This window comes from Mycolicibacter sp. MU0083, from assembly GCF_963378075.1.
GTDB lineage: Bacteria > Actinomycetota > Actinomycetes > Mycobacteriales > Mycobacteriaceae > Mycobacterium > Mycobacterium kokjensenii.
The window spans coordinates 2926401-2940199 of record NZ_OY726394.1; the positions used below are offsets into that span (position 1 = coordinate 2926401).

The window sequence follows — 13799 nt, forward strand, 5'->3', positions numbered from 1 at the left end:
TGACCGCGTGCGGACAACGGTGCGTTCAGCGGCCCGTCGACCGAGGCAAACCGGGGGAATTCAGGAGCAACGATGACGCGCACCACCAATCAGACTGCCTGACAATGGATTTCGCAATACTACCGCCGGAGGTGAACTCCGGTCGGATGTATTCGGGGGCCGGAGCACAACCTTTGTTGGCCGCTGCCGCCGCATGGAGCGCCCTTGCGGCCGAGCTCAACAGCGCCGGCCTGGCCTACGACGCCATCATCGATGAACTATCCGCCGATTGGGTCGGTCCCAGCGCGGCGGCGATGGCTGCTGCCGCGGCCCCGTACGCCCAGTGGATGCATGCCACCGCCGCCCAGGCCGAACAGGCAGCCTCGGCCGCCAGGACGGCCGCCGCCGCCTACGACACCGCGTTCTCGATGACCGTTCCGCCCGCGGCCGTCACCGCCAACCGCAGTCAGCTGGCATCGCTGCTGGCCAGCAATTATCTGGGCCAGAACGCCGCGGTGATCGCGGCCACCAACGCTCAGTACTACGAGATGTGGGCGCAGGACTCCACCGCCATGTACGGCTATGCGACCAGCTCGGCGGCCGCCAGCAGATTCGTCCCGTTCACTCCTCCCCCGCCCACCACCAACGCCGCGGGCAGCACCAATCAGGCCGGGGCGGTGAGCCAGGCCACCGCTACCGCAGCGGGCAATCAGGCCAACAACGCAGCCACAGGCATCACCCAGGCCCTGCAGAGCCTCACCGCACCCGGATCGGCTGCCGCGGGATCGAATGCGGCCCTGACCAATTCGATCGGGTCCGCCGCGGCGCTGGAACCCGGTCTGGCGGCGTCCTACGCGGCCTTGGCATCCAGCTTGTTCGGCACCTTCGTCATCGACTCGGCGGGCACCTTCGGCATCGATGCGGCCGGCACCTTCGGCATCGACCTGATCGGCGTCGGGGAGATAGAGGCCGAGTTGCTGCCGGAGATGGCACTGGCCCATGCGGTCACCCCGGTCACCGCCGAGATGGGCGAGGCCGCCGCCCTGAGCGGCTTGTCGGTACCGCAGGCCTGGGCCACCGCGGCACCCGCGACGACGGTGATACACCAGGTGGGCGGTGCGTTGCCGACCGCGACCGACAGCGCCCTGCCGGCCTCTGCGGCCGGCGTCGGCGCGTTGCCGCTGGCCGCGATGGGAGCCGCCGGTCTGGCCGGTCGGGCCACCGCCGGAATCGGGCGCCGTAACTCGGCCGCCGGCGCGAAGACCACCCCGAAGAAAGCGGCCCCCCGAGCGATCGTCAAGCAGCGCGACCACCCCGAGGAGCCCGCTCAGCCGCCGGTACGGCCGCTGAGCGGCCCGATCACCCGGGTCTCCGGCGAACTGCGCGAACTGGCCGACCTCCGCGACGCCGGGATCCTCACCGAAGAAGAGTTCACCCAGGAGAAGCGGCGCCTCCTCGGCCGGTAACGCTATGGATTTCGCTTTCCTGCCTCCGGAGGTCAACTCCGGCCGGATGTATTCCGGCGCCGGGGCCGGCCCGCTGCTGGCCGCCGCGTCCTCGTGGGACGCGCTCGGCGCCGAACTGCACACCGCCGGCCTCGCCTACGAGTCGGTGCTCACCGAACTCGGTTCCGGGTGGGCGGGGCCCAGTGCACAGGCGATGGCCGCGGCCGCAGCACCTTATGCGCAATGGATGCGCACCGCCGCCATGCAGGCCGAGGAGACCGCGATCGCGGCACGTGCCGTCACCGCCGCCTACGAATCGGCATTCGCCATGACGGTGCCACCGCCGGTGATCGCCTCCAACCGCAGCCTGCTGGCCGCCCTGGTGGCAACCAACTTCCTGGGGCAGAACACGCCGGCGATCGCCGCGACCGAGGCCCACTACTACGAGATGTGGGCCCAAGACGCCACCGCGATGTACGGCTACGCCGCCGGTGCCGCCGCTGCCGGCAAGCTCAGCCCCTTCAGCCCGCCGCCGCGCACCACCGATCCCGCCGCCGCGGCCGCTCAGTCGAGTGCGGTCGGGCACGCGGTCGCCACCTCCGCCGAGGGCAACGGCGACGGCGTCCTCACCGCCATCACCCAGGCACTGGAGTCCTCAACGGCTCTCACCGAAGCGTTCGCCGCCGACGCCATGCTGCTCAGTACACCGGCGATGGAGCTCGAGATCGCCGGCATCGAACTGGTGGTGGATTCGATCGGCACCTTCGGTATCGACGCGCTCGGAACGTTCCTCATCGACGCGATGGGGGCCGCCGAGGTGGGCCAGAGCCTGCTGCGGGCGGCGATGGCGGGTGCGTTGCCGGTGAGTGCGAGCTTTGCCTCGGCGACGTCCCTCAGCGGCCTCTCGGTGCCGCTGAGCTGGGCCTCGGCGGTGGCTGCGCCCGCGGCCGTCGGCCAGGTGGGGATGTCGTTGGTGTCGGCCGGAACCGTGGCCGGTACCGCCGCCGCTTCGTCCGTCGCCGCCGGGGAGACGGTGCTTCCGGCGGTGGGGATGGCCGCCGCGGGGTTGGCCGGGCGGGCGACCGCGGGTGCGGGACGGTGCGGCCCCACCGCCGGAACCGCCAAGCCGCCGCGCACGCCCCGGCCCGACGAGGACGCCGGGCTACCGGTCGCGTCGCCCTTCGATCTACTGATGGGCGCCGATCTCGAGCTGCGGGAGTTGGCCGAACTACGCCGCGCCGGGGTCCTCACCGACGACGAGTACGCCACCGAGCGGCACGGGCTGATCGGCCGTTAAAGCAGGTAGCCCTGCTCGGGTCGGGGCGCCGCCGCCGCGATCAGCTCCGGCGAGTTGTTGCGCACGCTGTTGACCAACGTCGACACCTCACGCACCGCTATCCCGGTGACATCCGGCGCCTCGGACAGCACCGCGGTATCGATCCCAGCTCCGGGATCCAGCCAGGATTCCCAACGGTTTTCGGGGAGCAGCAGGGGCATCCGGTGGTGGATCTCGGCGAGTTCGCCGACCGCCGCGGTGGTGATGATCGCGACGCTGCACACCGCGGCGGACCGCCGATCGCGACGCCAGGACGACCACACCCCGGCCGCGAACAGCGTCGTCCCGTCACCGTGGATGTAGAACGGCGTCTTGCGGGCCCTGGGCGCGGTTTCGGGTCCCGCACGCCACTCGTAGTAGCCGTCCATCGGAACCAGGCAGCGCCGCCGTTCGGCGGAGCCGCGATAGGCCGGCGTCGTGGTGAGCTTCTCCGCACGTGCGTTGATCAGCAATGGGCCGCCGGCCAACGGAGCGCCGTCGGAGCCGGCCGTCGCCCACGGCGGAATGAACCCCCAGCGCATCAGCGTCAGCAGCCGGGTCGATTCGTCGCCGAAATCGGGGCGCCGGCCCACCACCGTCAGGACCGCGTCGGTGGGCGCCACGTTGTAGTTCGGTCCGGTGTCCGCGGCCTGCGGCACCTCGTTGACCGCGTCGATCCGGGTGGCCAACAACGCCGGGTCGGTGGTTACCGCGAAACGGCCGCACATTCCACCATGGTGACAGCTAATCGATCCGGGTGGCGGTGACGGTCCAGAACGGCATGTGCACCAGATTGTCTTCCAGCAGCGGTTGCAGGTAGGCGAAGCGCTCAGCCAGTGCGCGTACCCCGGCCAGCAGGTCCGCACGCCCCATCGCCTCCATCACCTTGATCATCTCGGTGAAGTCATCGGGGTCGAAGGTGCCCTGGTAGGTGGTGGTGCCGATGTGGTCGATTCGCCAACCCGCCGACTCCAGCAGCGGTCCGAAACGCTCGGGCGCCATACCGTCGAGTTGCCAGCCGTTGACGTTGTGGCGTCCGGCCTCGAACATGAACAACCGTGCCTGCGGCTTGGTCGCCCGGTGCAGGTTGCGCGCATAGCGCAACTGGATCTCCTCGTCGTCCTGGAACAGGTGGTAGAACGCGCTGTCCACGACCGTGTCGAATCGGCCGTCGAATCCGAGGAGCTCGACGGCGTCGGCGACCTGGAAGTCGACCGTCACACCGGCTTCGGCGGCGTTGCGTCGAGCCGTCGCGATCGCCACCGGGGAACGATCCAGCCCGGTAACCGAATATCCTTGCGTTGCATAGTAAATCGCATGATGCCCTGAACCCGTCCCGGGATCCAGCACCTCCCCGCGCAACGCGCCGTGAGCCACCAACTCCTGGACCACCGGTTGCGGACGGCCGATCTCCCAGGGCTCGGGAGGGGCCTCGGGCGGCGCACCACCGGAATCGGCATGGCTGTTCATCGCCCACCACTGTGGGTGATCACGGTGAACGAAGTCCGAACGCCCGGTGTACGACCGGCGACGTCGCGCCCGGTGGTGGCAAGATCGCCGCTGTGCGCCTCTCCGTCCTCGACCTGACACCGGTTCGCACCGACCAGTCCACCCCGGACGCGCTGGCGGCCACGATGCACCTCGCCAAGGCGGTCGATCGTCTCGACTACCACCGGTACTGGGTCGCCGAGCACCACAACGTCCCGTCGGTCGCCGCAACCAGCCCGGCGGTGCTGACCGCGATGATCGCCGCGGTCACCTCGCGACTGCGGGTGGGCTCGGGCGGGGTGATGTTGCCCAACCACGCGCCGCTGGCCGTGGCCGAGCAGTTCGCGTTGCTGGAAGCCGCCCATCCGGGCCGCATCGATCTGGGGATCGGACGGGCGGCGGGCGCCGACCCGGTGGCCACGACGGTGCTGCGCGCAGCGACCGGCCGTGGCGATCGCGAAATCGACGAATTCGCAGACAACCTCGCCGATGTGATCGCACTGCTGGGTACCGCGGGAGTGGCGCTGCAACTGGGCGAGAGCAGCTACGTCCTCAAATCGACGCCGCACGCGGTGACACGGCCCCGGGTGTTTGTACTGGGATCCTCGATGCAGTCGGCCCGCGTCGCCGCAGCGCAGGGACTGCCGTACGTGTTCGGCCATCACCTGTTCGGCGAACAGACCGAGGAAGCGCTGGAGTGCTACCGGTCACAATTCGTCCCGAGCGAGTTCTGCGCCGCACCCGCGGCCTTCCTGACGGTCAACACCGTCGTCGCCGAAACGCCCGAAGAGGCAACGGCTTTGACCCTCCCCTACCTGCAGTTGCAGGCGCGCGCGGCGACCGGCCAGCCGGCCGGCCGGCTCGATCTGGTCGAAGACGCCCAGCAGGTGATCCTCACCCCGCAGCAGCAGCACGTCGCGCAGGGCGAATTCGAACGCGCCGTGGTGGGTACCCCGACCGAGGCGCTCGCCGCGTTGCAGCGACTGGCCGACCGCCTGGGAGTGGATGAGTTGATGCTCAACCCGGTCGCCTCGGCCCGGCGCGGAACCGCTCCGACCCGGTCCCCGGGACGGGAGAACACCCTGGCGCTACTGGCCGAAGCGGCGGCGACGAAGGTGAACAACAAGTGAAGCAAAACCAACGCCGGAGGGCTGGTCGGTGAATATTTCCGGTCCTGTTTCTAACGGTCAATGAACAACTGCTGACAGTCTCAAAAAAGGCCCCTTCGTGGCTGTTTCCCGGGGGTGGGATCGCTTAGCGTCGTGACTGTGCAACCACTTGCGCACGCGATCGGCAGTACAGCGTTCGCGGGATAACAAAAGACTTCTCCAAGGAGCCTTCATGTCGTTCGTCACAACGCAGCCCGAGGCGTTGCTGGCTGCCGTCGCCAACCTGCGGGCCATCGGCTCGTCGATGGCCGCGCACAGCGCCGCGGCCATGAGCCCCACCACGGGCGTCGTGCCGGCCGCCGCTGACGAGGTCTCCGCGCTGACCGCCGCACAGTTCGCGGCCCACGCACAGGCCTACCAGACCGTGAGCGCCCAGGCGATCGCCGTCCACGAGATGTTCGTCAACGCGCTGAGCAGCGGGGCCAACGCGTACGCGGCGACCGAGGCGGCCAACGCCGCGGCGGCCGGTTAGGGCACCCCAATGGACTACATGTCGTTGCCGCCCGAGGTGACCTCCACCCTGATCTACTCCGGGCCCGGCTCGCAGCCCATGGTGGTAGCCGCCTCGGCGTGGAGCACACTGGCCGCCGAGCTGAAAGCTGTTGCCGCCGAGTACCGGGCCGTCATCACCCTGCTGACCTCCGAGGAGTGGCTGGGGCCGGCATCGGCGACCATGGCTACGGCGGCCGCCCCCTACATCAACTGGATGGAGCTCACCGCCGCGCAGGCCGAGCAGGCCGCCGCGCAGGGCCGTGCCGCCGCGAGCGCCTACGAGATGGCGCACGCCCAGATCGTGCCGCCGGTGGCCGTCGTCGCGAACCGCCAGCAGCTGAACCAGCTGGTCGCCACCAACATCCTCGGGCAGAACACCCCGTCGATCGCGGCGACAGAGGCCGAGCACAGCGAGATGTGGGCGCAGGACACCCTCACCATGTACGGCTACCAGGCGCAGTCCAGCACCGCGACCCAGCTCAGCGAGTTCACCCCGCCGCCGAACCCGACGAACCCGGGCGGCGAAGCCGCCAACGGCAATGCGGCCGCGAACGCAGCGGGTACCTCCACCGCGACGCAGGCGACACGGGCGTCGAGCACCTTGCAGGGGCTGCTGCGGTCCGCCGAGGCGACCCCGGGCAGCAGTCCGGCGCAGGACATCCTGGACGACCCGAACTACAACCTGGGCAACAACACCCTCAGCCAGGCCATCTCCAGTACGAACCTGCACGCGAACAACCTGTGTGCGGTGTGGCGCGGTATGAGCGGTATCACCGGTGTGCAGAACCTCATGACCGCGGCGGCCAAGGATGCCGCCAAGGCGGCCGAAGGCGCGGCCAAGGGCGCCGCCGGCGCCGCAGCAGCGGGTGCCGCGGCGGCCAGCGGTGCCGCGGGCTCGGTCGGCGGCCTGTCCGTTCCGGCGGCCTGGGCACCGCCGTTGGCGGCCGCCTCGGCGCTGGGTCCGGTCTCCGGTGGCTCCTGGGTGCCGGTCGGTCCGGCCGCTGCGGCGGCGGTGCCCGCTGCGGGCGGCGGGATTCTCGGTGGGGCCCCGATCGCACCGCCGGCGGGCATGGCGCCCGGGGTGGCGGGTATTCCGGCCGCCGGTGCTGCCGGTGCCGGTTTCCGCGGGTTCGGTGGCCCGCGCTACGGGACCGCGTTGACGGTCATGCCGCGTCGTCCCTTCGGCGGATAGCACCGAGACGACCATGATCGACTACGGGGCGCTTCCGCCGGAAGTCAATTCCACGCGGATGTACACCGGGGCCGGGGCCGGCCCATTGCTGGCGGCGGCGGCCGCCTGGGACGTCTTGGCCCAGGAATTGAGCCTGACGGCAGCCGCGGTGGAGATGAACATCGCCGACCTGACCAGCGGCCCCTGGAGTGGGCCGTCGGCGACCGCCATGGCCGCTGCGGCACTGCCGTTCACCACGTGGTTCAAGACGACCGCTGCCCAGGCCGAGCAGTCGGCCATGCAGGCCAAGGCCGCAGCGGCCGCCTTCGAAGCGGCGTTCGCGATGACGGTGCCTCCGCAGATGGTGTTCGCCAACCGGGCCCAGCTGATGACGTTGGTGGCCACCAACTTCTTCGGCCAGAACACCCCGGCCATCGCGGCCACCGAAGCCCACTACGCGGCGATGTGGGCACAGGATGCGGTCGCCATGTACACCTACTCGGTCGGTTCCGCGGCGGCCACCCAGCTGACGGAGTTCACCGCACCCCCGCAGACCACCAACCCGGGTGGGACCGCCGAGCAGGCCGCCGCGGTCGGCCAGTCGGTGGCCAACGCCACCGCAACCAATGTGGCCCAGCCGCTCGCCGAAGCGGGATCCGGCGCCGGGGCGGGCGCGGGCGCGACGGCTCCGACCGCACCGGCAGCGACCACTCCGATTCCACCGGGCATCACCTATCTGCTCAGCGAGTGGACGGCGCTCAACAGGCTGGTCAACTCGGGCTACAGTCCGGCGTCGATCGGTGCTGCCGCCGGTGCGGAGCTGGAGAGTTGGGACCACGCACCCAAGGGCTACACCGGGGTCCGCGACCTTCTCGCGAAGGCTGCCGAAGCCGAGGCGAAGGCGGCCGAGATTCCGGCCAAGGCTGGTACCGCCGCCGCCCGCACGCCGGGTTTCAATCCCGCGACCCCGTCGGCGGCACTGGGCCGGGGCATGCAGGTCGGCGCGTTGTCGGTGCCGCAGAGTTGGCCGACGACTCCCAGCCCGGGCGCCCAGCCCGCGACCCTGGCCTCCAGCCGGATGGCCGCTGCCGCCGAGAGCGCTGGAATGTCGCGGGGCAGCATGGCAGGTATGTCCGGACTGGCGGCTCTTCCCGCCGCCGCCAACGCCAACGCCAACAGCGGGCCGACCGGTTTCCGGTTCGTTCCCCGCTACGGCTACCGCCACCGGGTGATGAATCGGCCGCCCAGCGCCGGATAGGCCCGGACACCAAAGGAACCGGCAAAAAGCTACCGGCGCCGCAGGCCTGACTCATCAGGCTCGCGGCGCCGATTCGCTTGAACTACCGGGATCGATCAGGCCGGCTTTGCCGGCTTTGCGGCATCGGTGTGATCCTCGGGTTCGGGGGGCGCGCTGATTCCCGCAGGCACGTCACCGAACCGGCTGGCCACCACCGGAACCCAGATCTGGGCCCCGCGCTGGCCACACTCGTTGCTTTCGACGGTGGCGACCATCGCGCCGTGCAGCACCCCTGAGATGGTCGGCTCCAGCGTCAACACCTGAACGGTGGTCTGGGTGTCCTGGCGCCCTTCGACGCTCAGGCAGGGGGTCTGCACCGTCTCCGGCTGGGACCGCCAGTTGCCGTCGATGAAGTCGAGCGCCAGATGATTGCCGCCGGACGGGGTTTTCACCGCCCGCCGGTGATCTTTGGTGTCCAGCATCGTCGCCGACGCCGTGCAGGCATCGCCGTCACAGGAGGATTGGATGGCCCACCAGGTACTGATGTTGGGCAGTGATGGGTTGGGCACGCCGTTGTACTTCTCCCCGGCCCGGTTGGCGTCCACCCGGTAGGTTCCCTCGAACTCCGACGCCACGTCGTCCTGAACGGCTTTGGGGGCCGTGGTGATCGCCGGTGCGCTACTGGAACCTGCGGCCGGAGTACTGACCGGCTGGTCGGCCACCAGACGCGGGACGACGGCCGCCACCGACCCCACGACCGCGAGTCCCAACGGCACCAGCACGGCAGGACGCGCCAGTTTCGAGCGCCGGCTCGGCGGCGGCGTGGGCACGGCACGCGGAATACCGCGAACGACGGTTCGGGCGGATTCTGGTTCGCCTTCGGCGTCCGGATCGTCGAGTTGCTCGGCCAGTGCGATGACGAAATCCGTGCAATCCCGAAATCTCTCGTTGGGGTCCTTGGCCAATGCCGCGGCGAGCACGTCGTCGAACTGCTGCAGTTCCGGGCGCCGCTCGCTGAGCAACGGCGGCGGGGTGTTCAGGTGCTGACTGATGACCGTCACCGGGTTCTCGTGCTGGTACGGCGGTGTTCCGGTCAATATCTGGAAGGTGGTGGCGGCCAGCGCGTACTGATCGGCGTACTCCAGGCCGTCGGAACCCATCAGCTGTTCGGGTGCGGCGTAGGCGATGGTCCCGATCGCCAGGTTGCTGGCGGTCAGACCGGTCGGCCCGCTGAGCTGCCGGGCGATGCCGAAGTCGGCCAGCACCGGGTGCAGTTCGCCGTTCTCCTCCTCGGTCACCAAGATGTTGCTCGGCTTGACGTCGCGGTGTATCACCCCTTGCCGATGGGCGTAGTCCAGCGCGTCGGCGATGCCCGCGACGATCGGGATGGCGAGGTGTGCCGGCATCCCGGCGGGATACTTGCGGGTGATCAGCTCACCGAGCGTCTCGCCCTCGATGTAGTCCATCGCGATCCAGAGGCGTCCGCGGTAGTCGCCTCGGTCGTGCACTCGCACGATGTTCGGGTGCACCAGCACGGCGGCGGCTTCGGCTTCGCGCCGAAAACGCTCCTCGTAGTCGTCGTCCGAACTCAACGAACGGCGCATGATCTTCAGCGCCTCCTGCCGAGGCAACCGGGGATGTTGCGCCAGATATACCTTGCCCATTGCCCCAGCACCCAACAGTTTCAAGATGGTGTACTCAGCAAAAATTGAGCCCGCTGCCAGAGCCATGGGAACGAGCGTAGTGATCGCGGGTGAACAGTTGGGTGACGCCAGGCTTCCGGCCGGCAAAGAACCACGCCGCGCACCGGATACCCACTCCCGGGCCGAGCGCTGGCAGGATGAAACCGTGACGACTTGGCCGGCACCGACCCCCACCACACCCGTCGACGCGACCGTGACCGTACCCGGATCGAAGTCCCAGACCAACCGGGCGCTGGTGCTGGCCGCGCTGGCCGCGGCACGCAGCGGCGAAGTCTCCACCCTCTCCGGGGCGCTGCGCAGTCGCGACACCGATCTGATGCTCGACGCGCTACGTGCTCTTGGCCTGCGGGTCGAGGCGGTCGCACACCACGTGACCGTCAGCGGCCGAATCGATCCGGAACCCGATATCCGGCTGAACTGCGGCCTGGCCGGTACGGTGCTGCGCTTCGTGCCGCCGCTGGCCGCCCTGGGCACCTCGACGGTCACCTTCGACGGCGACGAGCAGGCCCGGGCCCGTCCGATCGCGCCACTGCTGGACGCCATGCGCAGCCTGGGCATCCCGGTCGACGGTGCATCGCTGCCGTTCGGGATCCACGGCCGCGGGACGGTGGCCGGTGGGACGGTCGCGATCGACGCCTCGGCGTCGTCGCAGTTCGTCTCCGGGCTGCTGCTGTCGGCGGCAGCCTTCGACGACGGACTGACCGTGACGCACACCGGAACGTCCCTGCCGTCCGCCCCGCACATCGCGATGACCGTCGCGATGCTGCGCCAAGCGGGTATCGACGTCGACGACAGCACAGCAAACCGCTGGCGGGTCGAACCGGGGGCGGTGGCGGCCCGGAACTGGGAGATCGAACCGGATCTGTCCAACGCCACCCCGTTCCTGGCGGCCGCGGTGGTCACCGGCGGCCGGGTGCACATCTCCGGCTGGCCCGACACCAGTGTGCAGCCCAGCGACGACATCGTCTCCGTCATCGCCGCCACCGGCGCCCGGGTCAGCCATACCGACGGGCAACTGCAGGTGCAGGGGCCCGCCGGCTACGGGGGTTTCGACGTCGACCTGCGCGCGGTCGGCGAGCTGACCCCGACGGTGGCGGCACTGGCGGCACTGGCGGCACCGGGTTCGGTGTCGCGGTTGAGCGGCATCGCGCATCTGCGCGGGCACGAAACCGACCGGCTGGCGGCGTTGACCGCCGAGATCAACCGGCTCGGCGGTAACAGCGTCGAAACTCCGGACGGCCTGGTGATCACCGCGTCCCCGCTGCACGGTGGAACCTGGCAGTCCTACGCCGATCACCGGATGGCCACCGCCGGCGCGATCATCGGGCTGCGCGTGCCCGGCGTCGAGGTGCAGGACATCGAGACCACCGCCAAGACCCTGCCGGCGTTCCCGCGGATGTGGGCCGAGATGCTCTCCGATGCGGGGCCGGGCGCTTGAAAGCCGGCGGTTGACCAGGCTCGACGGAGGAGAGGCGAAGTTGGACCGCCGAATCAACACGGGCGACTACGACGAATCCGACGTCAAAGTCCGGTCCGGCCGTGGATCACGGCCGCGCACCAAGATTCGGCCCGGCCACGCCGATGCGCGGTCGGCCATGGTGGTCAGCGTCGACCGTGGCCGCTGGGGTTGCGTCCTGGACGGCGAGGCGGACCTGCAGGTCACCGCGATGCGTGCCCGCGAGTTGGGACGCACCCCGATAGTCGTCGGCGACCGTGTCGATGTCGTGGGCGACCTGTCCGGCCGACCCGACACCCTGGCCCGCATCGTGCGGCGCAGCCCGCGGCGCACGGTGCTGCGACGCACCGCCGACGACACCGATCCGACCGAGCGCGTGGTGGTCGCCAACGCCGATCAACTGCTGATCGTGGTGGCGCTGGCCGATCCCCCGCCGCGGACCGGATTGGTGGAGCGGGCGCTGATCGCCGCCTACGCGGGCGGGCTGGCGCCCATTCTGTGCCTGACCAAGACAGATCTGGCCGATCCGCGGCCGTTCGCAGAACAGTTCGCCGACCTGGATCTGACCGTGGTCACCGCCGGTCGGGACGATCCGCTCGACGCGGTCGCGCCGCTGCTGCGGTCGCAGGTGACGGTGCTGTTGGGGCATTCCGGGGTGGGCAAATCGACGTTGGTGAATCGCCTTGTCCCGCAGGCCGATCGAGCCGTCGGCAGAGTCACCGATATCGGCCGGGGTCGGCACACCTCGACCCAGTCGGTGGCACTGCGATTGACCGGATCCGGCTGGGTGATCGACACTCCGGGGATCCGCTCGTTCGGCCTGGCCCATATCGCGCCCGACGACGTCCTGCTGGCGTTCTCCGATCTTGCCGAGACCATCACCGCCTGCCCGCGCGGATGCGGCCACCTGGGCCCACCCGCCGATCCCGAATGTGCGCTGGACACCTTGACCGGTGCGGCCCTCCGTCGCGCCGGGGCGGCCCGGCAACTGCTCACGGTGTTGCGAGAGGCCCGAAACCCCTAGGCGGCCACGGCGGTCCGCTTGTCGCGACGCAGACCCCGCACCGCCGAGATGGCGGTCTTGAGCCCGCGCCGGCGACCGGTGGCCGGGTCGACGCGGAAGAACTCCGGTGCCATCTCGGCGAACATCTTCTCGCTGCGGGTCTCCGGGGCGTCATCGGCGGTGTCGCGCAGGAATCGATCCGGCAGCGACAGTTTGGCGATGGTGCGCCAGGTCTTGGCGTACTGCACCAGGAACGGGCCCGACGTGTAGGGCAGGTCGTAGCGCTCGCACACCTCACGCACCCGCACCGCGACCTCGGGGTAGCGGTTGCTCGGCAGATCGGGGAACAGGTGATGCTCGATCTGATGCGACAGACTGCCGCTGAAGAACCGCATCGGCTGGCCGGCGTCGATGTTCGCGCTGCCCAGCAGTTGCCGCAGGTACCACTGTCCCCGCGACTCGCCGACCATGTCGGTCTTGGTGAACTTCTCTGCGCCGTCCGGGAAGTGACCGCAGAAGATGATCGCGTTGGACCACACGTTGCGGATCACGTTGGCGATCGCGTTGGCCTTCACGGTCGTGGCGAACGTCGCCCCGGGCGATAGTGCGGTCAGGGCGGGAAATGCGACGTAATCCTTGAAGACCTGCCGCCCGGCCTTGCCGGCGAACTCCCGCAGTCGCACCAGGGAGGCCCGACGGTCGTCGCGCCCCTTGAAGATCTTGCCGATCTCCAGGTGCTGCAACGCGACTCCCCACTCGAAGCCGATCGCCAGCATGACGTTGTAGAACACGTTGAACAGGTTGAAACGCCGCCAGGGCACGTCCCGGGTCACCCGCAGCAGGCCGTAGCCCACGTCGTCGTCCATCCCGAGGATGTTGGTGTACTTGTGGTGCGCGAAGTTGTGGGTGAACCGCCAGTGCTTGGAGAACCCGGCCATGTCCCACTCCCAGCCGGTCGAGTGGATCTCGGGGTCGTTCATCCAGTCCCACTGGCCGTGCATGACGTTGTGGCCGATCTCCATGTTCTCCACGATCTTGGCCACGCCCAGGGTCGCCGTACCGGCCCAGCGCGCCCACCGCCGATTGCCCGCGGCGAGCAGCACCCGGCCGGTCACCTCGAGTGCGCGCTGAGCGGCGATGGTGCGGTGGATGTAGCGTGCGTCGCGCTCGCCGCGACTCGCCTCGACGTCGCGGCGGATGGCGTCGAATTCGGCGGCGAGATTCTCCACATCGGCGTCACTGAGGTGCGCGAACACCTCGACGTCGGTTACCGCCATCAGACCGCCTCCCCGAGAAAACGCGAACAATTAGACCTACGTTATCGTAACCTACGATCCCGTA

12 protein-coding genes are annotated in these 13799 nt (G+C 69.5%); 8 read left to right on the forward strand and 4 right to left on the reverse strand.

Annotation, left to right across the window (positions count from 1 at the left end):
- The first annotated feature begins 104 nt into the window (after positions 1-104).
- Both RCP38_RS13700 and RCP38_RS13705 read left to right on the forward strand, forming a co-directional pair.
- On the forward strand, positions 105-1445 hold the full coding sequence (locus RCP38_RS13700) for a PPE family protein, SVP subgroup (protein ID WP_308473483.1): 1341 nt from the start codon (positions 105-107) through the stop codon (positions 1443-1445).
- 4 nt (positions 1446-1449) lie between these two features.
- Complete coding sequence (locus tag RCP38_RS13705) at positions 1450-2721, forward strand: PPE family protein (protein ID WP_308473484.1); 1272 nt, start codon at positions 1450-1452, stop codon at positions 2719-2721.
- On the opposite strand, the gene RCP38_RS13710 is transcribed toward RCP38_RS13705, so the two are convergent.
- On the reverse strand, positions 2718-3467 hold the full coding sequence (locus RCP38_RS13710) for an SOS response-associated peptidase (protein ID WP_308473485.1): 750 nt from the start codon (positions 3465-3467) through the stop codon (positions 2718-2720). The two genes, RCP38_RS13705 and RCP38_RS13710, sit on opposite strands and share 4 nt — an antisense overlap.
- A gap of 16 nt (positions 3468-3483) precedes the next feature.
- The gene (locus RCP38_RS13715) at positions 3484-4209 is read right to left on the reverse strand and encodes a class I SAM-dependent methyltransferase (RefSeq protein WP_308473486.1); all 726 of its coding nucleotides are present in this window, start codon (positions 4207-4209) and stop codon (positions 3484-3486) included.
- A 92-nt stretch (positions 4210-4301) separates the two neighbouring features.
- Between RCP38_RS13715 and RCP38_RS13720 the strand changes: the two genes are divergently transcribed.
- From RCP38_RS13720 to RCP38_RS13735, 4 genes are all read left to right on the forward strand, one after another.
- Entirely contained in the window at positions 4302-5357 is a 1056-nt protein-coding gene (locus tag RCP38_RS13720) for an LLM class flavin-dependent oxidoreductase (protein ID WP_308473487.1), read from the forward strand.
- 211 nt (positions 5358-5568) lie between these two features.
- Positions 5569-5868, forward strand: coding sequence for a PE family protein (locus RCP38_RS13725; protein ID WP_308473488.1), 300 nt, complete (start codon positions 5569-5571; stop codon positions 5866-5868).
- A 9-nt stretch (positions 5869-5877) separates the two neighbouring features.
- A complete protein-coding gene (locus RCP38_RS13730; protein WP_308473489.1) occupies positions 5878-7080 on the forward strand; it encodes a PPE family protein in 1203 nt (400 codons plus the stop codon).
- A gap of 13 nt (positions 7081-7093) precedes the next feature.
- Positions 7094-8317, forward strand: a complete 1224-nt coding sequence (locus tag RCP38_RS13735) for a PPE family protein (RefSeq protein ID WP_308473490.1) — start codon at positions 7094-7096, stop codon at positions 8315-8317.
- Positions 8318-8412: 95 nt separating this feature from the next.
- Here the strand turns inward: RCP38_RS13735 and RCP38_RS13740 are convergent, their stop codons facing one another.
- On the reverse strand, positions 8413-10026 hold the full coding sequence (locus RCP38_RS13740) for a serine/threonine-protein kinase (RefSeq protein ID WP_308473491.1): 1614 nt from the start codon (positions 10024-10026) through the stop codon (positions 8413-8415).
- A 118-nt stretch (positions 10027-10144) separates the two neighbouring features.
- Here RCP38_RS13740 and aroA point away from each other — a divergent pair, with 118 nt between their 5' ends.
- Together aroA and rsgA are read left to right on the forward strand one after the other, a co-directional pair.
- A complete protein-coding gene (gene aroA / locus RCP38_RS13745; RefSeq protein ID WP_308473492.1) occupies positions 10145-11437 on the forward strand; it encodes a 3-phosphoshikimate 1-carboxyvinyltransferase in 1293 nt (430 codons plus the stop codon).
- A 52-nt stretch (positions 11438-11489) separates the two neighbouring features.
- The gene (gene rsgA / locus RCP38_RS13750) at positions 11490-12479 is read left to right on the forward strand and encodes a ribosome small subunit-dependent GTPase A (protein ID WP_308477292.1); all 990 of its coding nucleotides are present in this window, start codon (positions 11490-11492) and stop codon (positions 12477-12479) included.
- Here the strand turns inward: rsgA and RCP38_RS13755 are convergent.
- Positions 12476-13735: a fatty acid desaturase family protein gene (locus RCP38_RS13755; RefSeq protein WP_308473493.1), complete on the reverse strand. Its 1260-nt coding sequence runs from the start codon at positions 13733-13735 to the stop codon at positions 12476-12478. The genes rsgA and RCP38_RS13755 overlap by 4 nt on opposite strands.
- Positions 13736-13799: the final 64 nt, after the last annotated feature.